The sequence below is a fragment of the Rhodococcus sp. FH8 genome, from assembly GCF_019266085.1.
GTDB lineage: Bacteria > Actinomycetota > Actinomycetes > Mycobacteriales > Mycobacteriaceae > Rhodococcus_F > Rhodococcus_F qingshengii.
This window is the reverse complement of record NZ_LPNQ01000057.1, coordinates 19,125-39,931: the sequence shown is the minus strand read 5'-3', so window position 1 is coordinate 39,931 and position 20,807 is coordinate 19,125. Positions and strand designations below refer to the sequence as shown.

At 62.1% G+C, this 20,807-nt stretch carries 18 protein-coding genes; 12 read left to right on the top strand and 6 right to left on the bottom strand.

Going from position 1 to position 20,807, the window contains the following annotated elements; all coding sequences use genetic code 11:
* Position 1: 1 nt before the first annotated feature.
* The 4 genes from ATN38_RS02820 to ATN38_RS02805 form a co-directional block, all read right to left on the bottom strand.
* Complete coding sequence (locus tag ATN38_RS02820; RefSeq protein ID WP_193595118.1) at positions 2-1,900, bottom strand: ABC transporter ATP-binding protein; 1,899 nt, start codon at positions 1,898-1,900, stop codon at positions 2-4.
* A gap of 92 nt (positions 1,901-1,992) precedes the next feature.
* Positions 1,993-2,589, bottom strand: a complete 597-nt coding sequence (locus tag ATN38_RS02815; RefSeq protein WP_007736169.1) for a hypothetical protein — start codon at positions 2,587-2,589, stop codon at positions 1,993-1,995.
* 56 nt (positions 2,590-2,645) lie between these two features.
* Positions 2,646-3,056, bottom strand: coding sequence for a YchJ family metal-binding protein (locus tag ATN38_RS02810; protein ID WP_218747559.1), 411 nt, complete (start codon positions 3,054-3,056; stop codon positions 2,646-2,648).
* A gap of 22 nt (positions 3,057-3,078) precedes the next feature.
* Positions 3,079-4,641, bottom strand: a complete 1,563-nt coding sequence (locus ATN38_RS02805) for a long-chain-fatty-acid--CoA ligase (protein WP_218747557.1) — start codon at positions 4,639-4,641, stop codon at positions 3,079-3,081.
* Positions 4,642-4,903: 262 nt separating this feature from the next.
* On the opposite strand from ATN38_RS02805, the gene ATN38_RS02800 reads away from it, so the two are divergent.
* The 5 genes from ATN38_RS02800 (at position 4,904) to ATN38_RS02780 (ending at position 11,152) form a co-directional block, all read left to right on the top strand.
* A complete protein-coding gene (locus tag ATN38_RS02800; protein ID WP_003945134.1) occupies positions 4,904-5,677 on the top strand; it encodes an ABC transporter ATP-binding protein in 774 nt (257 codons plus the stop codon).
* 4 nt (positions 5,678-5,681) lie between these two features.
* The gene (locus ATN38_RS02795) at positions 5,682-8,216 is read left to right on the top strand and encodes an ABC transporter permease (RefSeq protein WP_218747556.1); all 2,535 of its coding nucleotides are present in this window, start codon (positions 5,682-5,684) and stop codon (positions 8,214-8,216) included.
* Positions 8,217-8,283: 67 nt separating this feature from the next.
* A complete protein-coding gene (locus ATN38_RS02790; RefSeq protein WP_007736175.1) occupies positions 8,284-8,730 on the top strand; it encodes a hypothetical protein in 447 nt (148 codons plus the stop codon).
* Between the two features lie 107 nt (positions 8,731-8,837).
* The gene (locus tag ATN38_RS02785; protein ID WP_007736177.1) at positions 8,838-10,013 is read left to right on the top strand and encodes an acyl-CoA dehydrogenase family protein; all 1,176 of its coding nucleotides are present in this window, start codon (positions 8,838-8,840) and stop codon (positions 10,011-10,013) included.
* Between the two features lie 8 nt (positions 10,014-10,021).
* Positions 10,022-11,152 carry an acyl-CoA dehydrogenase family protein gene (locus ATN38_RS02780; RefSeq protein WP_030536908.1) on the top strand — a complete coding sequence of 377 codons (1,131 nt, stop codon included), beginning with the start codon at positions 10,022-10,024 and terminating at the stop codon, positions 11,150-11,152.
* Positions 11,153-11,210: 58 nt separating this feature from the next.
* Here ATN38_RS02780 and ATN38_RS02775 read toward each other — a convergent pair whose 3' ends face one another.
* Both ATN38_RS02775 and ATN38_RS02770 read right to left on the bottom strand, forming a co-directional pair.
* Complete coding sequence (locus tag ATN38_RS02775; protein WP_218747555.1) at positions 11,211-12,557, bottom strand: DUF5691 domain-containing protein; 1,347 nt, start codon at positions 12,555-12,557, stop codon at positions 11,211-11,213.
* 54 nt (positions 12,558-12,611) lie between these two features.
* On the bottom strand, positions 12,612-13,373 hold the full coding sequence (locus tag ATN38_RS02770; protein ID WP_172403418.1) for a GntR family transcriptional regulator: 762 nt from the start codon (positions 13,371-13,373) through the stop codon (positions 12,612-12,614).
* 211 nt (positions 13,374-13,584) lie between these two features.
* Here ATN38_RS02770 and ATN38_RS02765 point away from each other — a divergent pair, with 211 nt between their 5' ends.
* The 7 genes from ATN38_RS02765 to ATN38_RS02735 are packed head-to-tail and all read left to right on the top strand — an operon-like array spanning position 13,585 to position 20,763.
* Positions 13,585-14,334, top strand: coding sequence for an inositol monophosphatase family protein (locus ATN38_RS02765; RefSeq protein ID WP_052416997.1), 750 nt, complete (start codon positions 13,585-13,587; stop codon positions 14,332-14,334).
* Between the two features lie 11 nt (positions 14,335-14,345).
* Entirely contained in the window at positions 14,346-14,624 is a 279-nt protein-coding gene (locus ATN38_RS02760) for a hypothetical protein (protein WP_042450330.1), read from the top strand.
* A gap of 1 nt (position 14,625) precedes the next feature.
* Positions 14,626-16,167, top strand: a complete 1,542-nt coding sequence (locus tag ATN38_RS02755) for a sodium:solute symporter (protein WP_042450328.1) — start codon at positions 14,626-14,628, stop codon at positions 16,165-16,167.
* Positions 16,160-17,404, top strand: coding sequence for a M20 family metallo-hydrolase (locus tag ATN38_RS02750; protein ID WP_042450326.1), 1,245 nt, complete (start codon positions 16,160-16,162; stop codon positions 17,402-17,404). Before ATN38_RS02755 ends, ATN38_RS02750 begins: the two co-directional genes overlap by 8 nt.
* A complete protein-coding gene (locus ATN38_RS02745; RefSeq protein WP_139799793.1) occupies positions 17,401-18,810 on the top strand; it encodes an amidase in 1,410 nt (469 codons plus the stop codon). Before ATN38_RS02750 ends, ATN38_RS02745 begins: the two co-directional genes overlap by 4 nt.
* Complete coding sequence (locus ATN38_RS02740) at positions 18,807-19,763, top strand: phosphotransferase (RefSeq protein ID WP_064075508.1); 957 nt, start codon at positions 18,807-18,809, stop codon at positions 19,761-19,763. The genes ATN38_RS02745 and ATN38_RS02740 overlap by 4 nt, the downstream gene beginning before the upstream one ends.
* Before the next feature lie 13 nt (positions 19,764-19,776).
* Entirely contained in the window at positions 19,777-20,763 is a 987-nt protein-coding gene (locus ATN38_RS02735; RefSeq protein WP_231915236.1) for a choline/ethanolamine kinase family protein, read from the top strand.
* The last annotated feature ends 44 nt before the right edge of the window (positions 20,764-20,807 follow it).

Here is a 20,807-nt window from a genome sequence, read left to right as displayed (position 1 = left end):
ATCAGATCGGCGTCGGTGCGAGGGCGCCGTTCTTCCGGGTGTTGGTGTCGAACTGCGTGCGGTACAACTCGGCGTAGCGGCCACTGCGCGCGAGCAGTTCCTCATGGTTGCCGCGCTCGACGATCTGGCCTGCCTCGACGACAAGGATCAGGTCCGCGGAACGGATCGTCGACAATCGGTGAGCGATCACCACCGCAGTCCGCCCGGCGAGTGCTTCGCCGAGTGCTTCCTGAACCGCAGCTTCCGACGTCGAGTCGAGATGCGCGGTGGCCTCGTCCAAGATGACGACGCGAGGCTGGGCCAGGAGCAGGCGTGCGATGGTCAGGCGTTGACGCTCGCCGCCCGAGAGGCGGTATCCGCGTTCACCCACCACCGTCTCCAATCCGTCGGGTAGCGACGCAACCAGGTCGGTGAGCCGTGCGCGCTCCAGAACCTCACGCAGATCTTCTTCGGTGGCATCCGGTCGCGCAAGGAGCAGGTTGGATCGAAGGCTCTCGTGGAACAGGTGCCCGTCCTGCGTGACCATGCCGACGGTCTCCCGGATGGAATCGGCACTGAGGTCGCGGACGTCGACGCCGCCCAACTCGACCGAACCGGAGTCGATGTCGTAGAGGCGCGGAATCATCTGCGCCACGGTCGACTTTCCGGCACCGGACGTGCCGACCAAGGCGACCATCTGTCCTGCTTCGGTGCGGAACGACAGGTCGTGCAACACGTCCTCGCCGCCGCGGGTGTCGAGGATCGCGACTTCCTCCAGGGACGCGAGAGACACCTTGTCCGCGGATGGGTAAGCAAAAGTGACGTTCTTGAACTCGACGGACACCGGGCCCTGCGGCACCGTGCGTGCATCGGGCTTCTCGGTGATGAGCGGCGCCAGATCGAGAATCTCGAATACCCGCTCGAAGCTGACCAGGGCGCTCATGACGTCCACCCGGGCGCTGGCCAGTGCGGTCAACGGTGAGTACAGCCGCGTCAACAACAGTGCCATCGCCACGACGGCGCCGGCGTCCAACTGTCCGCGCAGCGCGTAGAAGCCGCCGAGTCCGTAGACGAGGGCAAGAGCAAGGGCCGAGACCAGCGTCAGTGCTGTGACGAAGACGGACTGCAGCATTGCGGTCCGGACTCCGATGTTGCGCACACGCCTGGCGCGCACCGCGAACTCCGCAGATTCTTGCGACGGGCGGCCGAACAGCTTGACCAGAGTCGCGCCGGGAGCGGAGAACCGCTCCGTCATCTGGGTGCTCATGAGCGAATTATGGTTGGCTGCTTCACGATTGAGTGCTGCAAGTTTTGCGCCCATGCGCCGTGCGGGGATGACGAAGATCGGGAGAAGTAGCAGCGCGAGGACGGTGATCTGCCAGGAGATCCCGAGCATGACGATCAGCGTGATCACCAGGGTGACCAGATTGCTGACCACTCCGGACAAGGTGTCGCTGAAGGCGCGCTGAGCGCCGATGACGTCGTTGTTGAGACGGCTGACCAGTGCTCCGGTTCGAGTTCTGGTGAAGAACGCGATGGGCATCTTCTGGACGTGATCGAAGACGGTGGTGCGCAGATGCAGGATCAGGTCTTCGCCGATGCTGGCCGAGAGCCACCGGGTCAACAGTCCCAGAGCGGCTTCGAGAAGTGCAACCAGTGCGATCAGGGCGGCAAGTTTGACGACCACGTCGACGGCGTCGCCGCCGACTATCGCGTTGACCACGCGCCCGGCCAGGACAGGTGTTGCCACGGCAAGCGCAGCAGTGACGACACTCAGTACGAGGTACCAGCTGAGGTTGCGTTTCTGTGGAACTGCGAACGTCGCGATCCGCTTCAGTGTCGCCTTCGAGAACGGGCGCCGATCTTCTTGCGCGTGCATCGCGTTGTACATCGCGTTCCACGCGGTGACTTCCATACTCATGACTTCGCCCCTCCGGTCGCCGGCCACGAAGATTACGTGGCCGGTACGACACGAAGGTAGAACCTCAACCAAACTTCAGGTCAAGTGCGGCCTCAGCGGGCCACGTCGACCACCACGCGAGGAGGGTCGCTGAGCGTCGTGACCGTGAACGGCTGCTTCTCGGTCACGCCGATGAACGACTGCGTGACTCCCTCGAAGACGTTGGACCCGTTGACCTCGGTCACGACTCCGCCGACGCCGGGGACCGGGTTGGGGCCGGAGTACTGCTCGACTCCGCTGTCGAAGGGATATGCGGAACCGTCGATCAGGACCTGGATCACTGCGGCACCCTTGATGTCCACGGGCTTACCGCTGCCTTCCTGCGTCGCCGCGTCGACGTACTTGACGCGCCAACCGGGTGTGCCGGTTCCGCCCATTTCGTAGACGACACGATCGAATCCGTCGTGCTCGCCCACTCTGATGTCGACGACGGTGAGCTTGGATTCGGTGCCCGCAGCCGACGTCTTGTCGGAGCTGTCCGTCGGGACTGGTTCTGTGGTCGACGCTGCTGCACTCGAGGTCGAGGTCGAGGTGACGGCCGAGGTGGCTGCCGTGGGAGTGGTCTCCGCGTCCTGCGAACAGGCAGTCAGGCTCACGCCCACTGCGATGGCAGCGACAGCGGCAAATGATCTCGTCCGGTTCGTTGTCATGACTCGATCGTAGGGCTCGCGTTATCGGGATCCGCGGCGGCGGTGCCCGGAGTTACCTAACCGATATCGCCGTCGACATAGAGCCACTTACCCTCTGTTCGCGCAAATCGACTGCGTTCGTGGAGCATTCCCCGCTCGCGTCCGAATGTGTAGTGAGCGCGAAATTCCACGACGCCGTCGGAATCGAACAGCCCGCCCCGTTCGGTGTCCAGGATCTCCAACCGGAGCCATTTCTGGTCGGGGTCGAGATCGAGTTGGGCTGGGCGATGGTCGGGATGCCAAGTCTGCGTGAGATATTCGTCGTCCATCACAGCGAAAGCCGTGTAACGCGAACGCATCAGGGTTTCGGCGGTCGGTGCGTGCGCTACTCCGCTGATGTACTTGCCGCAGCATTCGGCCAACGCGTTGCCGCTGCCGCACGGGCACGGATCGGTCGGATTGGGTGCGGTGGGGCGGCGCGAAGTCACCGCCCCATTACAGCACGCGAACTCAGACCAGTTTGTGTTCGCGGTTCTCCCAGTACGGTTTGCGGAGGTCGCGTTTGAGGATCTTTCCGGTGGGATTGCGGGGAAGAATCTCGACGACGTCGATACTGGTCGGGCACTTGAACTTTGCGAGGCGTTCCTGTGTATAGGTGATCAGTTCGGCTTCGTCGATCTGCGCTTCGGCAGTGAGAACCACGACAGCCTTGACGGTTTCACCCCAACGGTCGTCGGGAACGCCGATGACCGCGACCTCGGCGATTGCCGGATGCTCCACCAGTACTCGTTCGATCTCGGGGGAGTAGACGTTCTCGCCGCCGGTGATGATCATGTCCTTGAGGCGGTCCGCGATGAAGACGAAGCCGCCGGAGTCGGCGCGGCCCATGTCGCCGCTACGTAGCCACCCGTCTGCGGTAATCGTTTCGGCCGTCGCCTCAGGCTTGCCCAGGTATCCGGGTGTGCACTGTTCGGATCGCCACCACAGTTCACCGGTCGTTCCGGTGGGCACGTCCTCGAGCGTGACGGGGTCCACCACGCGCATCTCGACGCCGGGGATCGCCGTACCTGCTGATGCCATGCGCTCGACCTGCGACTCGTCGCGGTGAACGTCCGGCATCAACGCGGTAATGACGCCTGCCATTTCGGTCATGCCGTAGACCTGCACGAATTCGGTGTCCGGCCACGCTGCGAGTGCCGCGCGCAACAGTGGGAGCGGCATGGGGGCGGCGCCGTAGGTGATGCGTTTGAATGCTTTGAAGGCGGCGACCGCCTGCTCGCCTGCGGCCAGGACTCCGGCAATGACCGGTGGGACGAGAAAGGCGATGTTGGCTCCGGCGGCGAGACCGGCGAAGATCGACGGTCCGTCGGCTTCTCTCGTGAAGTAACAGCGGCCACCGGTGTGAATTGCCATGATGGCGTAGCACGTTCCGCCGACGTGGAACATTGGCATCGCGATCAAGAATCGGTGATCCTCGTGGGCCGGCAGGATTTCGAGGACATTGTTGCTGTGCGCGAACAGGTTTCGATGCGTGAGCTGGACACCCTTGGGGCGACCGGTCGTCCCGGAACTGTAGAGAACCAGAGCGGTGGCATCGGGGCTCACCTCGGGGCGGGAGTGCAGCGGTGTGACCTCGTCGATCCACGGCTCGAATTCGTCGTGTTCACCGCCGACGGCGAAGATCGATTCGACGGCCGTCAAGCGGTCTCGCATCGCGACGACCTGGGGGAGTAGTTCGCTGCCGACGAACAGAATGCGAGCGCCACAGTCCGCGAGAACGTAATCCAGCTCTTCGCTCGAAAGTCGCCAGTTGGGAACGACATTCGCGGCGCCGAGCAGTGAGGCGGCGTAGGTGACTTCGAGACAGGACAGATGATTCTTGTCGACGAACGCGACAGTGTCGCCGGCACCGATGCCTGATTCGGCGAGGGCGGCGGCGATACGCAAGATGCGCTCCCGCCACTGAGCCCACGTGAATTCGGTCCCTTGGAAGGTCATCGCTGCTTGATCAGGCTTGACCGTCGCCCAGTGCTCTAGCCGATCGAAAATGATTCCAGCGGTGGCGTCGGACATTCGGCCGCCTCTCTCGTGTGATTGGTGTCACAAGGTTAATGTGCGCCCGGTCTTCGTATCGCTGTTTCCAGTCAATGCGCACAAGCAGGAGGGGTCGCATTCCCCCGACCCTGACCGGCTCGGCCGCAGATATCAGGGTGGTCCCCGATGGCGGGCGCGCCCGCCACCCGACAGGATGGAACCAACCATTGCGGGCGTCCGTGTTTTCACGGGCGCCCGTCACGCCCGCAAAGTAGCACCGAAGTGAACAGGAAAGGCGATCATGAGTTCGCACGCCCAGGATGTCGCGGCCCGCGCAGTCGGCCTGTCCAAGACCTACGGCACCGGAGATACCCAGGTGCACGCCCTCAGTTCGGTGTCCGCAGATTTCGCCCGCGGTGAGTTCACGGCGATCATGGGGCCGTCCGGTTCCGGTAAGTCGACGCTGATGCATTGCCTCGCCGGTCTGGATTCCGCCAGTTCGGGTTCTGTTCTCATCGGTGACACGGAACTCACGACGCTTTCCGACAAACAGATGACCCAATTGCGACGCGATCGCATCGGTTTCGTTTTCCAGGCGTTCAACCTGGTGCCGACCCTGACCGCGCTCGAGAACATCACGTTGCCGCTCGACATCGCGGGACGCAAAGCGGACCCGACCTGGTTGAACAGCGTCCTGACCAAGCTGGGTCTCGGGGATCGCCTCGATCATCGGCCGGGAGAGCTCTCGGGTGGTCAGCAGCAGCGTGTGGCGTGTGCGCGTGCGCTGGCGGGTCAGCCGGAGATCATCTTCGGCGACGAGCCGACCGGAAACCTCGATTCGAAGTCCTCCGGTGAGGTGCTCTCGATCCTGCGGGCGGCCGTGGACGAGTTCAACCAGACCGTGGTGATCGTGACGCACGATCCGCGGGCAGCGGCGTACGCCGATCGTGTCGTGTTCCTCGCGGACGGCAAGATCGTCGACGAATTGCGTGAGCCGACGGCGGATTCGGTCCTTGATCGTATGAAGCGGCTCGACGCTCCGCAGGCGGTCGTGAACGTGGAAGCCGGGGCTTGAGCACATGGCTTCGGTAAGTAACTCGCCGATGCGCAAGGTTTCCCTGCGCAACCTGGCGGCACACAAGGTGCGACTTGCGCTGACGGTTCTCTCCGTGGTGCTCGGCACGGCTTTTGTCGCGGGGTCGTTCGTTTTCACCGACACCCTCCAGAAGACTTTCGATTCGATCTTCGAGAACACCGCCCAGGGCGTCGACGTCCGGGTATCGATGGAAGAGCGCAACACCAGTGGCGTTCCGGTCGAGGATGTCGACAAACTTGCCGCAGTCGACGGTGTCCGAGCGGTAGCCCCGGCCGTCAGTGGACAGATCGTCCTGATCAACGCAGACGGCGGCGCTGTTCAGACCGGCGGCGCGCCGAGTATCGGTCAGTCCTACCTACCGCCGGGCCAGGCGATTGCCGAACCCGACACCTTCGTCGAGGGCGCGCCTCCGACGCAGACCGGTCAGGTCGCGCTGAACACCAGCGCCGCCGAGCGAGCCGGACTGAAGGTGGGGGACTCCGCCAAGGTTCTGGCACCGGCCCGCGGAATCGTGGACGTGACGTTGTCCGGCATCTACGAGGGGGCGGGCAGTGACACCGGCGGGTTCATCGGCGCGCTCTTCACCGACGAGCAGGCCCGTGGACTCTTCACCGACGGCCAACACGTCGAGTACATCGACGTCGCGGGCGACGGGGTGTCGCAGACGGAACTGCAGCAACGCGTCGAGCAGGTTTACCCCGATCTCAAGGTGCAGACCGGCGACCAGGTTCGTGAGGAGACCAAGGCCGAGGTCGACTCGGCGCTGAGCTTCATCAACTACTTCCTGTTGGCGTTCGGCGCGATTGCTCTGCTCGTCGGAACGTTCATCATCTACAACACCTTCTCGATGATCGTGGCGCAGCGTCTTCGTGAGCTGGCGCTGCTGCGTGCGATCGGTGCGAGCCGAGCGCAGGTCGGCCGTTCGGTGGTCACCGAGGCGCTCGTGGTCGGACTCATCGGCAGCATCATCGGTCTGCTCGGCGGTATCGGTCTCGCCTACGGATTGCGCAGTCTCCTCAACACATTCGACGTCGGTCTGCCGGAAGGCCCGCTCCAGGTGGGTGCCCGCACGATCATCGTCGCGTTGGTGGTCGGCGTCGTCGTCACGACGCTCAGCGCTTACGCCCCGGCTCGTCGTGCGTCGAAGATCCCGCCGGTGGCGGCCATGCGTGAGGAGTTCGCCTCCACCGGTGACTCACTGCGAGTGCGGACGTTGATCGGTGCGATTCTCGGCGTGATCGGTGTGGCACTGCTCGTGTTCGGCTCTCGCGGTACCGGTGGTGGCGCGGCGCTGATCGTCGGCCTCGGTGCGTTCTCGTTGATCATCGCGGTGCTTCTCGGGGCTCCCGCGCTGTCGCGGCCGATCGTCGGCGCGCTCGGTGCCGTGTTCGCCAAGCCGTTCGGTGCCATCGGGCGATTGGCTCGTACCAATGCGGTGCGCAATCCCCGTCGCACGGCCGCAACGGCATTCGCGTTGACTCTCGGTCTGATGCTGGTGACGGTCATCGGAGTGTTCGGTTCCTCGGCCAAGGCGAGCATCAATGCTCTTGTCGACGTGGGTGTTTCGGCCGACTACATCCTGACCGGTCCCAACGCGATCGGCGTGCCGCGAGGTGCGGCCGACGCAGTCCGACAGGTGCCCGACGTGCAGAGCGCGACGTCGTTGCACGGAGTGCGTGCGAAGGTCGACGGTGAGGACGAGCAGGGCGCTTCGTTCGACGGTCCGATCGAAGGCGTGCTCGAATACAAGATCCTCGAGGGCACGGTCGATCTGACCGGCAACAACATGCTCGTCTCGAAGTCGACTGCGGACGACAAGGGTTGGACTGTGGGTTCGACCCAGACGTTGACCGGTCCCGGCGGCGTCGAGTACCAGACGGTTGTCGCGGGAGTGTTCGAGGACAACCAGCTGATCGGCTCGTGGATCGTCTCGGACGAGGCGTACAGGAAGCTGATGCCGGCCGAGAGTCTGCCGGACTTCGTGGTTCTGGTGAAGGCGAAGCCTGGCGCGGATCTGACAACGCTGCGATCCGAGCTCGAAACGGCCACGGAGAAGTACGTCGTCGTCCAGGTGCAGGATCGTGAGGAGTTCAAGGGAACTCAGGGCCAGCAGATCAACACGTTGTTGGCGATCCTCTACGGACTGCTTGCACTCGCGGTCGTGATCGCAATCCTGGGCATCATCAACACCCTGGCACTCTCGGTGGTCGAGCGGCGACGAGAAATCGGAATGCTGCGAGCTGTCGGCATGCAGCGCGGACAGATGCGACGCACGATCTACCTCGAGTCGGTGCTCATCGCGGTGTACGGCGCGGCGGTCGGAGTTGTTCTCGGCATCGCGTTCGGTTGGGCCTTCGTGAGCACTCTCGCGGATCAGGGCCTCGACAAGATCACGATCCCGTGGGGTCAGGTGGTCGGAATGCTGATCGGCTCGGGTGTGGTGGGTGTCTTGGCGGCGCTGTGGCCGGCCAACCGAGCGGCCAAGACGAAGCCGCTGGAGGCGATTGCAGACATGTAGGGCCTTCGGCCCCGTGCGCACTTTTGGTAGCGGAAGCAGCCGAAAGTGCGCACGGTACCGTTGCCACATGAGCACCCTTCAAGAAGTCGGCGAACGTGAATCCTGGCGCTGCTGGCTGTGTGACGAACCGGTCGATCCCGATATGTCCGTCAATGATCCGCGCGGCCCGAGTATCGACAGCATCAACACCGCAAAAAAGGGTGGCAAGACCAAAGGTGGCGTCGAACGCTTGGCGCACCGCGCATGCAACACCAAGAAGGGTGCGGTCAAACCTGTTGTGGAATGGCCGGATCGGCTGTTCGTCGTGGATCCCGCCCCGATCATCGGGGTCGTGGAGCAGCTCGAGCGAAAGGGTGGCCGCGTCGCCGTCGCTCGCTGCCCCGGCAAGGACGACGCCCAGGAAGCGTCGGATTGGTTGATCGATCGGTTGTCGCGTCTGGCTCCCGCGTTGAATGTCGAAACAAGTATCGACGCCGCGGGCGGGGGTTACCTGTTGGTCCTGAAAACCGTGTAGGGGGTCGGCCCTGAGTGCCGTCTTTTGCGGTACCTGTTCCGCCTCCATAGCTGTCGGGGTACGGTCGAACCGAACATGAATCCGGTTTCGAGTGCGAAGGAATCCCGATGAACCTGGCATTGACCGACGAGGAACTAGCGTTCCGCGACGAGATGCGGACGTTCTTCCGTACGCAAATCCCCGCGGACATCAGGGAGGCGTACGCCCACGGCGAGGAGTTGGGGCGCGACCGTATGGTCGAGGCGCAGCAGATCCTCAACGCTCACGGTCTGGCGGTACCGCACTGGCCGGTCGAGTGGGGCGGCAAGGACTGGACCCCGGTCCAGCACAACATCTGGCTCGACGAACTGCAGCTTGCGTCGGTTCCCGAACCTTTGGCGTTCAACGCCAACATGGTCGGTCCGGTCATCGCGGCCTTCGGCTCGCAGGAGCAGAAGGAGAAGTTCCTTCCGGCGACTGCGAACCTCGACATCTGGTGGTGCCAGGGATTCTCCGAACCCGAGGCCGGTTCCGATCTCGCTTCGCTCAAGACCCGTGCGGTCCGCGACGGCGACGACTGGGTCATCAATGGTCAGAAGACCTGGACGACGCTGGGACAGTACGCCGACTGGATCTTCTGCCTGGTGCGCACCAATCCCGATGCGCCCAAGCGTCAGGCCGGCATCTCGTTCATCCTTGTCGATCTGAAGACGCCTGGCGTCACGGTCCGCCCGATCAAGCTGATCGACGGCGGCTACGAGGTCAACGAAGTGTTCTTCGAGGACGTCCGCGTTCCGGGAGAGAACCTGGTCGGTGAAGAGAACCAGGGCTGGGGCTACGCCAAGTTCCTGCTCGGTAACGAGCGCACCGGTGTCACCCGCGTCGGTTTCTCGAAGGTTCGTCTGGCCCAGGCCAAGGCCCGCGCTGCCGAGGTCAAGGTCGGCAACGGAACACTGCTCGAAGATCCGCTCTTCGCTGCTCGCCTCGCCGAACTCGAAAACGAATTGCTTGCCCTCGAGCTCACTCAGCTCCGAGTGGTAGCCAGTTCCGCTGACGGCCAGCCGAACCCGGCGTCGTCGCTGCTCAAGCTTCGTGGCTCCGAATTGCAGCAGGCGAGCGTCGAACTGCTGATGGACGTGGCCGGCCCTGATTCACTGCCGTACGACGCGGGCAGCGACATCGCCTCCGCGAGCTGGGCGCAGCACACTGCCCCGACGTACTTGAACTACCGCAAGGTATCCATCTACAGCGGATCGAGCGAAGTGCAGCGCAGCATCATCGCCTCCTCGATCCTCGGATTGTGAGGCGTGGCATGGACTTCGAACTCAACGACGAACAAAAACTTCTCCGCGACACCACCAAGGATCTCCTCGCGCGTAGCTACGACGCCGAGAAGCGCAACGCGATCATCGACTCCGATCCCGGGTGGAGCCCGCAGGTCTGGAAGCAGTTGGCCGAGGTCGGCTTGCTCGGCCTGACATTCTCCGAGGACGACGGCGGCATGGACGCCGGCCCAGTGGAAATCGGCGCGGTCATGACCGAGATCGGTCGACGCTTGGCACCCGAGCCGCTACTCGACGCGGTCGTGACGCCGGGCGGCCTCATCTCCGAAGGTGGCAGTGCAGAGCAGCGTTCGTCGATTCTTCCCGGAGTGGCCGAGGGCACCACGTTCCTCGCGTTCGCCGACCAGGAACCCGGAATCCGTTGGCCGGCAACCGAACGGGCCACCGCGGCGGCCCAGGTCGACGGCGGCTGGACCATCACCGGTATCAAGAATCCCGTCGGCCACGGCGCGACGGCGGACATCTTGGTCGTGAGCGCTGCGCTCCCCGGCGGTGGCGTCGGACTGTTCCTCGTCAAGAGCGATGCCTCCGGTTTGGTACGCAAGTCCTACGCCACTCACGACGGGTTGCGCGGGGCGCAGATCGAGTTCACCGATACGCCGGCCGAAGCACTCGGTGAGGGCGGTGACGCTACTGCTCTGATCCAGGCCGCGCAGATCCGTGAGCAGGCCGCGCTGTGCGCCGAGGCTGTCGGAGCGATGGAAGAGGCGCTACGCCTGACCACCGAATACCTCAAGACGCGTAAGCAATTCGGGGTTCCCCTCGCAAAGTTCCAGACACTGACACACCGCGCCGCCGACCTGTACGTCTCGCTCGAGTTGGCACGCAGCATGAGTCTGTACGCAACGATGTCCCTTGCCGACGGCGTCGTCGATCCAGTGATCGCTTCGCGGGTGAAGTTGCAGATCGGGCGTTCGGCTCGGCTCATCGGCCAGGAGGCGATCCAGATGCATGGTGGTATCGGTATGACCGCCGAGTACCCGGTGGGGCACTACGTGAGCCGACTCGTCGCCATCGAGCACACCCTCGGCAGCACCGAAGATCACCTTCGGGTGTTGGCCGCCGGTGTGGCTGATCACGAGATGGTCAGCGTGGTCTGATCTTTCACGAACGACGAAGGGGCCGCATTCCGTTCCAAGGATGCGGCCCCTTCGTCGTTCAGCGGTGATTGCGCAGGACGTCCAAGCGGAGTCGGCGCTGCTCGATGTTGACGGCGCTGTCGGTGAACGCTTGTTGCCACCCGGGGTCGCTCGTTCGTGCCGCCGCGTCCTGCAGAAGCGGTATGGCGTCGAAAGGGAAGCGCGCCTGCACGCTTCGCAGGGTGGAAAAGTGACTGTGACGCGAGTGGATGCCCAAGTCCTCACCCGTCGCAGCATGATCCAGAGCTTCGTTCTCCAAGGCATTCAACAACTTTTCGGCGACGGCCAGGGGCCATGGGCGGTCGATGCCGTCGAGCAGTGCGCTGCCGTCGACGCCCAGAAGGTATTCGTCTGCGTGTCCGGCGACGATGTACTCGACACGCTCGCGTGGGTCCGCGATGGCGACGATTCTCCGGTCCGTCGTGCGCCCGTCCCGCTCCAGAAATGCCGACGCCCACGCGGTGTTCTTCTGGAGAACGGTTGCGGCAGTCCATGATTCGATCATCACCGCGCGCCATTGCTTCTCGATGGGGATGGTGAGGGCCTCGCGTGGCGAACCGGCCATCGATTCCCACAGCGTCAGCGGAGTGGCGGTCACGACTTGCCGTAACCACCAGCGCCGGATGCCCTTGTTCTTGTAGTGGACGTCTTCGATGCCGTCACGAAATGCGAGGTCGTCGAGCGAGCCGGGCAATCGGACGGCAAGGCGCGGCCGCAAGGGCTTCGTCTCGAGCCGCACCCAGGACCGAGCCCGAGTGACCATTCGAGAGGCAAACGGAGATCGGGGGAGTTGCCGTAGTAGTTGAATTGCACGCTCACGGACCCGCACGGCTGGATCGTCGAGTGCACGCTCGAGGAGTGCGTAGTCGTGTTCACCCAGCCCGACGTCGAGATGGTCGAGGAAGTGCAGCCGGCTTGCCGTGGCCTCGTCGTCCCAAGCGATCTCGAGCTCTTCGCTCGCCAGTTCCGGGTCGACCGTACGTATGTAATCGAACCAGGCCGTGCGGTCGTCCGGATCGGGCGAAAGCCACAGCTCGTCCCGGCGTGATCCGATTCGTCGTAGCTGGGCCCAATCCGGGTTCTGCTCCGCCAGGTACTGCCCGCGTCGACCGGCGAGGCGAAGTAGCGCCTCGCGGTGCTCGGGATACTTCAGCGCGGCTTCCATGAAGAGCGGAACGCTGGCAGCGGGCGCGAGGAATCCGCGTTGGTCGGCCATCGCGAACCATTCCGCGAGAGTCCAGGAACGAACCTGCAACAAGGACTGAAGTTGTTCGATCGCGAGGTCGGGAAGCAGCGGTTGAACTGCTGGATCAGTCTTCGGTGCGCGCGAGTGACCTGCGTGCGCGTCTGATCGCAGGGAGGTCACCCGCCTACGGTATGGCAGAGGTACGTCGACTTTGGGGGCAGGGTCGGCCTGGGCTCACACACGGTGTCCCGGCCGCGTGCTCACGCTCAGTCGTGTTCGGTCCGCACGGAAGAGGTCTACCGAGTACTCGACGGGACGCTCATGCTGGTCGTAGCCGATTCGTTCCAGCTTGAGCACCGGGGCCGGCATCGGTTGTCCGAGAAGCGTCGACACCGAGGAGCTGACTTCTGCCAGTTCGATGGATTCGTCGGTGGCCGAGATGTCGATTCCGAATTTGCAACGCAGGGCTTCGTAGACGGAATCCATGTGCGTTCTGAGCAGATCGCGGCATCCGGGGTCGCCCAGATACATCCGTTCCAGCGACAACGTGTCACCGTCGGCAAATCGTAAGCGCAACAAGGAAATCACATCGCGGTCCGGGGAAACTCCGAGTATCTGGGCGGCTCGCGGGCTGGGTCGCTCCAGACGTGCTGACAGCACTCTGGTGCCATCCTGGAATCCTTGTTCCTGGAGCATTTGCGGTACGCCCATGACTGTATTCAGATTTCGGGACAGTCGTCGGCTGGCACACAGGGATCGTGCGTTCTCCGGAGTGGGGGCGTCTGCGTGGACGCTGGTGAGAAAGGCGCCGCCTGCTCGGCCTTTGACCCGATGTACCAATCCTTCACGTTCCAGCGCGTCGAGTGCGCTGCGCACTGTCGTGCGAGATGTCCCCAGTCGTGCTGCCAGTTCGCGCTCGGGCGGGAATTTGCCCACGGAGCGTCCTTCGAGTTCCTGAGCGAGCCGTAACAGCGCAGATCGAGTCTGCTCCATCATCGACATATGGCGTGACCTCGCAATACGGCAGTTCGTTGAACCCCAAAACTAGTGAGGCACCCGATCCACCACAACACGAAGTGTGATCTGTAACACGCCGTTAACAATTGGTGAGAGAACCAGAAATGGTCTAGCCCGAATCTCTGGGGAGTCCGAAGTCGTCGGTTTCGGACTCCTATTCAGGGAATGGAGGGCACCAGCAGTGAATCGAATGCTTTCGACCCGTGCCGAGATTGCGTTGGCGATTACTCGAGAAGCAGGAGATCTTGCCAGGCACTGGTTCGACAAGTCGACGCTTCGGGTCGACACGAAGTCGGATGGATCGCCAGTCACCCAGGCTGATCAAGAGATCGAACAGATGATTCGCGATGCTTTGTCCGAGAACTTCCCCGATGACGGCATCATGGGCGAGGAGTTCGACGACGTCGTGGGTTCGAGCGGAAATCGGTGGATCATCGACCCGATCGACGGAACGAAGTCGTTTGTCCACTCGGTGCCGCTCTATGCGAACCTCCTCGCATACGAAGAGGCGGGTGAAATCACATTCGGGGCGATCAATCTGCCCAGCGCCGGTGTGCTCGTGTCAGCAGAAAAGGGCGGTGGATGCTGGAGAAACGACGAGCCCGCCGCTGTCTCCGACCGGACGGATCTCGACGGCGCGTATCTGATGGCCACGTGGCTCGAGGACTGGAAGCCGGATACGATCCGCGATCTCAACTCGCGGGGCGTCATTCTCCGCACCTGGGGTGACGCGTACGGCTATGCGATGGTCGCCTGCGGGCACGCCGATGCGATCGTCGATTATACGACCAAGGCATACGACCTCGCGCCGATGCCGGTGATCATCGAAGAGGCGGGTGGTCGCTTCTCGAGTCTCGACGGTCGTCGGAACTTCGACTGTGGCAACGGAATTGCATCGAACGCTCATCTGCACGACTCCATTCGCCAGCTCGTCAACTGAGGGAAGGTCCGATGAAGGATTTCATCCGCGGGCTCAGTCACCGAAAGATCATGGTGTTCTTCGGGTCCGTTTACGGTATTGCGCTGCTGTTTGCACTTTTCCCGCCCCTTTATCTCTGGGGCAGTGGGGTTTCGACGCTGGTGTTCGGAATCCCGTTCAGCATCATGTACTGGATTCTCGACGCGTTGGTTCTCGGGTTGGGCCTGTGGGGCTTGTACAGGGTCGAAGACCTTCGCGGTGAACTCGACGAAGAGCTGGCGCTGACGCCGGCCGGTCCGAATGGAGAATGACATGGCAATCATGCTCGGAATGCTGGCGTTGTTCTACGCCGGAGTGCTCTTCATTCTCTATGCGACTCAGCAGAAGACGAAGCCGACGTTCGAGGAGTACTCGGTCGGCGGCCGTAGCTACGGCCCGTGGTACGTGGCCATGTGCTACGTGAACTCCTGGTGGCCGGGCGCGGTATTCATCGCTTTCTTCGGGATGGCTGCGGGTGCAGGAGTTTTCGGATTCTACGGCCTCGCCTACTCCAGTCTCGGTGTCGCGATGATGTACTTCATGGCTACAAGAGCGTGGCGATGGGGTGCCCGATACAACCTTCGATCACAGCCGGATCTTCTTGGCTTGCGGTTTAATTCACGTTCGGTGAAGATGATCGCCAGTCTCATCGGAATCGTCTCGGTCTTCCCGTGGGTGGTTCTCGGAATGCAGGCACTGGGGGAGGTATTTCAATACGCGAGTGAGGGTCGATGGTCGGTGACCACCTGCCTGCTTGTCGGGTTGGCGCTGATCCTGATCCGTCAGTACTGGACAGTGAAGATGGGCATGCGTGGGTTGATCATGACCGATGCGTTCCAAGGGATCGTCGCGTACGTGATTGCAGCACTTGTATGTCTGGTCTTGTTGTCCGGCGTCGCCGGCGGCCCGATCAGCATGAATGCGCTGGCGCAGGTCCCGATCGAATTCCTGCGGGTGCCCGGCGACGGCGACGCTTACGGTCCGTTCTACCTCTTCAGCCTGATCTTCACCGGCGTAGTCGGATCGTTGTGCTGGCCGATGAGTTTCCAACGGATCTACACCGCGTCGGGAGTCCGTGCAGTAAAAGCGGGGACTATACGTACCGTGTTGATCTCGAGTGTGTTCTACACGCTGTTGATGTTGTTGGGTATCGCCGCATCTCAGATGCCGGAGGTCATCGCAAACCCGCAGGCTGCATGGTTCACGATCATGGAGTCGTACGGGGGAACCTGGCTACTCGGTCTGGGTGTGACAATGGTGTTCGCGGCGTCGATGGGCCACATCGACGGAAGTGTCCAAGTGTGTGGTCTGCAAATTGCGAACGATCTCGTCAACTCCGACAAGCGCAAACTTTCGGATTCGGCACTTACCGTGGTCGCAAAAGTCAGCATGGTGGGGTTCATGGCATTGGCCGGAGTGGTGGCCTACGTAACGTACGACATGACTCGGTTGCAGCTCCTTGCACAAATCTCCTACCAGGGCGTAGTCCAGTTGGCCGTTCCGCTCTTCTTCGGAATCTTCTGGCGGGGTGGCAACAAGTACGGGGCAGTTTCGGGCATGCTGTCGGGTTTCGGGATTGCATTGGTGTTGACCTTCATCTACCCGGATGACATCGCCGGACTTGGCTCACTGACCGGCGGTGTAGTCGGAATGGCCGTCAATCTCATCGTGTTCCTGGTCGTCTCCGCTTTGACCGGCATCTCGGCGGCTGAGCGAACTCGGGTGGAAGAGATGTTCGATATCGCCGCTCGTTCGGTTGTTTCGAATCATGTCTCCAAGGTGGAGGATTCCTCGGTGAGGGTAACGAATGTCTGATTTCCTCGCAGACTTCGACGCGATGTCGAGATTCGGCGCCACCGAGGGAGGTGGAGTGGAACGTCAAGCCGCAAGCGCGGCGGACGGGCAGACCAGAGACTGGTTTCGTATCTGGTTGACGGAGAATGGTTTCAATTGCCGCGTCGACGCAGTGGGCAACCTTTTCGGCTCCCTCGAGTGGATCGAAGGCGCTTCGCACATCTTGGTCGGCTCGCACCTCGACAGTCAGCCGAAGGCAGGTCGCTTCGACGGAGCCTTCGGCGTTCTTGCCGGGGCGCATGCTGCCGCCGCTGTCGCCGAACGAGTCGCCGCCGGAAGTATCACACCGTCCTTCAACCTCACGGTCGTCGACTGGTTCAACGAGGAGGGATGCAGATTCAGCCCCAGCTTGATGGGCAGTGGGGTTTTCACCGGGAAGTTCGCGGCGGGTGAGGTCCTCGACACCGTCGATTCGGACGGTCGGACGGTCCGCGGCGCACTCAGTGATATCGGCTACCTGGGTTCGGACGAGCCGCCGGAGTGCAGTGCGTACGCAGAAATCCACATCGAGCAAGGGCGAGTCCTGGAAGAGAAAGGGATCTCGATCGGCGTGGTCACCGCCAACTGGGCAGTACGCAAGTATCTCGTCCGAGTTCGCGGCGAACAGGCACACACCGGTGCGACGTTGATCGAAGACCGTAGGGATGCGCTCCTCGGCGCAGCACAGATGATCGTCGCGGTTCGTGAAGTGGCGTCGGCGTTCCCTGCGGGGGCTGTTCTCACATCGATCGGAAGATTGACCGTCCAACCGAACTCACCCGTTGTGGTGGCGTCCGACGTAGTCATGTCAGTGGATATCCGGTCAAGTGAGGAAGCGGCTCTCGACAAGGCTCATGAGCTGTTCCTGCAGGCGAAAGCTGATATCGAGGCGCTGGGCGAAGTCTCCGTCGACATCGAATCGGGTTCGCTGCGCCCCAGCACCTCCTACGATCTCGCCGGTATCGAGCTGTCCGAGTCGGTTGCCGGCGGATTGGGTCTGAGCGCCCGGAGAATGCTCACCAGAGCAGGACACGATTCGATCAATCTCAAAGACCTGGTGCCGACGGTGATGCTATTCGTGCCCAGCGTCGGCGGCATCTCGCACGCGGAGAACGAATACACCAAACCCGAAGATCTGTTGGCTGGACTGAACATGTTGACGGGTGTGCTCGAACGGCTTGTAGTAGAAGGATTGTCGTCGGAACAGGAGCAATCGTGATTGACAAGGTACTTCCGCAGAACATGTCGTCGCTCGTTGAGGGGTACCGAACCGGTGAGTTCACGCCCGTGGATTCATTGAGTGCAACTCTCGCGTTGATCGACGCTGTGAATCCGTCGATCAACGCTATGGCGATGGTCGACGTGGACGGCGCCCGATCAGCGGCCGCAAAATCGGCGGCACGATGGGCGACCGGCACCCCGTTGAGCAGTCTCGACGGAGTCCCGGTCACCATCAAGGACAGCGTCAATGCAGTCGGTATGCCGTGGCGTCACGGGAGCGCAGCGCACTCGGATGTTCCTGATGCCGAGAGTGATTCACCGCCCGCGGCGCGATTGAAGGAGGCAGGCGCCGTCATCGTGGGCAAAACGACGATGCCGGACTTCGGCATGATGGCCGCCGGCGTCAGTTCGCTGTACGGCATCGTTCGCAATCCCTGGGATCTCTCACGCAACACCGGTGGCTCCAGTGCCGGAGCAGGTGCGAGCCTTGCGGCGGGCATCGGATATGCCGCGGTGGGCACGGACATCGCCGGCTCGGTGCGATTGCCGGCTGGACACTGTGGGTTGGTCGCACTCAAACCAACGCAGGGGAGGATTCCGCACTTACCGTCTTCGATGATGCGCTCACCGGGTCCGATGGCCAGGACGGTGGACGAGGTGGTCGACATGTACCGGGCCATCGCGCGCCCTGACAGCCGTGACGCCTGGTCACTCCCAGCGCAGTCCATCGACGAATCCCGCTGGGAGACAGAGGTGAGAGGTCTGAGAATCGGCGTGATGACAGGAATGGGCTACGGATACGAAGCGGAACCCGCGGTCGTTGCCGTGGTGGATGCTGCTGCGCAGGTGCTCGCGGCGGCGGGGGCAAAGGTGACGAGGGTGACCCCGCCGTTCGAGTCCGATCCCTATGCACCACTGGATCGATTGTTTCAGGTTCGCGCCCGGGCGGAGTGGGAGTCGATACCTGAGGAACGGAGAGCGGAAGTGATTGCTGCAGTGTCCGAGTGGGCTGAACCGGCGTCGCTCGCGAGCGCTACCGACTATTCACGCGATCTGGACGCGGTGAACACGGCACAGGCACGACTCCAACGGCATCTCGAGCCGTACGACTTCGTGATCAGCCCGGTCATTCCGGTGGTGGGGTTTGACGCAGATACGGTCGGTCTCGACCCCGAACGGCCCTTGGCGCATTGCAGTTTCACAGCGTGGTTCAACCAGACCGGGCAGCCGGCGTCGACGGTGTGTTTCGGAATGGTCGACGGTTGCCCAGTCGGGGTGCAGATCGTCGGATCACGTTTTGCGGACATTGATGTTCTCGCGATGACCAAATGGCTCGAGGACAGGCGGCCTTTCGACATGACGTGGCCTGACGTCACGCTACGTGTATCCGGAGGTGTCCGATGACTGACATCAAACAGCTTGTTCAACAGGAATTGTCGGCGGGTGGGCTGTTTCTCGATACCGAAGTAAGACTGGACGCTGGATCGCCGGTCATGGCCAGCCCGAGTTGGTGGGGCGCCGACTCCGATCATTGGATCGTCGATGACGCAACGCCGAATTCGGTTGGCAGTGACCGGGTCTTCGTCAAAGTGATGCAGCAGCATTCGCTAGAGTACGTCGACGTCGGAGCGTCATTCCGCGCTGCGGTCGCAGCGGGACTAGCGGGTATCGGTCCTCGAGTCCGCCACTCGAATGCCGCAACAGGAGTGCTGGTGATGGACGATCTAGGGCAGATGGCATCGACGGCGACTCTTGATCTCTTCGATGACGTCGAGGCGATCGAACGTCTGGTGCATCTGCGACGGGCAGTCCACGCGCTGCCTCCGTTCACGCGAACATCAACGGTCTTCGAAGATCTCGATGCTGCCTTGCTCATTGCGCAGCACGCCGGTTCGTCACTGCCAGTTGACCTCGACTGGATGCTTCGGGCCTTGGATCCTGCCCGAACACGAATAGCGAGCAGTGGATTCGACGCTGTTCCGTGTCACGGCGACGGCAATGTGTCGAATGTGCTGGTCGTGGAAGAAGGCGCATCGTTGAGATTGGTCGATTGGGATTGTGCGGCGATGATGGATCCGCTGCAGGATCTCGGCGTATTACTCGCGGAGTTGGCTCCTTCCGATCTCGAGGCGCGCCCTGTCTTCGAAATGTACTGGGGAGAATGGGATTCAAGCCTGTTCGATCGTAGCCGCATATACGGGATTGCGGATTCGTTGAAGTGGGGTCTCATCGGCTCCTTTGTCGATGTGATTCGACCGGGAACATTGGAGTACTCGAAGTTCGCAGACTGGCAATTCCTACGTGCTCGAATCGGTTTGCGCGATCAGCATTTCGACGACCGAGTCCGAAACCTGTGAGGCAAGGATGACCATGACCGAGAACACTCAGCAACCTGACCTGACGCACTGCATGGCCGACGAGCGTGTGTGTGGTACTGCTCGAACGGATTTCGAGAGAGGCGTCGAAGAGGCCTTGGCTTCGATCGCAGACTGGCGCGGACGAGAGATCCGATACGCGCCGGTGCACGGTGGCCTGCAGAACAGTAATTGGCGAATCACTGTCGAGGGCATCGACCGCCGGTACTTCTTGAAGATTCCCGGTGCCGGGAGCGAGTCGTTTGTCGATCGCGTTGCGGCGAACGAGGCCGCGATGCTGGCGGGTTCGCTGGGAATAGCTCCGGAGATGATCCTGTTCGATCATCGGACGGGAATCGAGGTGATCGAGTACATGGAAGGGTATCGCGGCTGCACAAACGGAGATCTCAAGCGTCCGGAGATCGCGTTGCAGATCGTCGACCTGTATCGGACACTGCACTCGGCCCCGCTGATGTCCCTGACGAAGACGATTTTCGACATGATCGACGAGCATCTCGATCAAGCGCGCGAACACGGCGTGATGCTTCCTGGGGACTTCGCCCTGATCGAGCGTGAGTATTACACCGCAAAGTCTGCCTTGTTGGCTTCCGGTCTGGATCTGGTTCCGTGCCATAACGATCCGATGCCGGGAAACTTCCTGTATTCGGAAGGGCATCCGCTCAAACTTGTCGACTACGAATTCGCAGCCAACAACGACAGAGCGTATGAGCTGGCGATTTTCGTCACCGAAATGTTCTTCGACGAGCGCCGGACGTTGGAACTGATAGACGCCTTTTACGGAAGCAGCGAGTGGTCCGTCGTGTCGCGTGTTCACTTGTTCGGGGCGTTGGCAGATGTCAAATGGGGCCTGTGGGGATGCATCAACAATCGACTCAATTCGGGTTGGGATTTCGACTATCACAAGTACGGAGTGTGGAAACTGATGCGTGCTCGCGCGAAGATGTCCGATCCGAGATGGGCCTTGTGGCTCGACTCGGTGTGAACGGCGCGGTTGGCCAGCCTATTTCGTATACCCACTTCGGAGGA

Excerpts from the sequence above, each read along its gene's own strand:
- ATN38_RS02820 (WP_193595118.1), bottom strand. The coding sequence starts at position 1,900 with ATGAGTATGGAAGTCACCGCGTGGAACGCGATGTACAACGCGATGCAC.
- ATN38_RS02815 (WP_007736169.1), bottom strand. The coding sequence starts at position 2,589 with ATGACAACGAACCGGACGAGATCATTTGCCGCTGTCGCTGCCATCGCA.
- ATN38_RS02805 (WP_218747557.1), bottom strand. The coding sequence starts at position 4,641 with ATGTCCGACGCCACCGCTGGAATCATTTTCGATCGGCTAGAGCACTGG.
- ATN38_RS02800 (WP_003945134.1), top strand. The coding sequence starts at position 4,904 with ATGAGTTCGCACGCCCAGGATGTCGCGGCCCGCGCAGTCGGCCTGTCC.
- ATN38_RS02795 (WP_218747556.1), top strand. The coding sequence starts at position 5,682 with ATGGCTTCGGTAAGTAACTCGCCGATGCGCAAGGTTTCCCTGCGCAAC.
- ATN38_RS02790 (WP_007736175.1), top strand. The coding sequence starts at position 8,284 with ATGAGCACCCTTCAAGAAGTCGGCGAACGTGAATCCTGGCGCTGCTGG.
- ATN38_RS02785 (WP_007736177.1), top strand. The coding sequence starts at position 8,838 with ATGAACCTGGCATTGACCGACGAGGAACTAGCGTTCCGCGACGAGATG.
- ATN38_RS02780 (WP_030536908.1), top strand. The coding sequence starts at position 10,022 with ATGGACTTCGAACTCAACGACGAACAAAAACTTCTCCGCGACACCACC.
- ATN38_RS02770 (WP_172403418.1), bottom strand. The coding sequence starts at position 13,373 with ATGATGGAGCAGACTCGATCTGCGCTGTTACGGCTCGCTCAGGAACTC.
- ATN38_RS02765 (WP_052416997.1), top strand. The coding sequence starts at position 13,585 with ATGCTTTCGACCCGTGCCGAGATTGCGTTGGCGATTACTCGAGAAGCA.
- ATN38_RS02760 (WP_042450330.1), top strand. The coding sequence starts at position 14,346 with ATGAAGGATTTCATCCGCGGGCTCAGTCACCGAAAGATCATGGTGTTC.
- ATN38_RS02755 (WP_042450328.1), top strand. The coding sequence starts at position 14,626 with ATGGCAATCATGCTCGGAATGCTGGCGTTGTTCTACGCCGGAGTGCTC.
- ATN38_RS02750 (WP_042450326.1), top strand. The coding sequence starts at position 16,160 with ATGTCTGATTTCCTCGCAGACTTCGACGCGATGTCGAGATTCGGCGCC.
- ATN38_RS02740 (WP_064075508.1), top strand. The coding sequence starts at position 18,807 with ATGACTGACATCAAACAGCTTGTTCAACAGGAATTGTCGGCGGGTGGG.
- ATN38_RS02735 (WP_231915236.1), top strand. The coding sequence starts at position 19,777 with ATGACCGAGAACACTCAGCAACCTGACCTGACGCACTGCATGGCCGAC.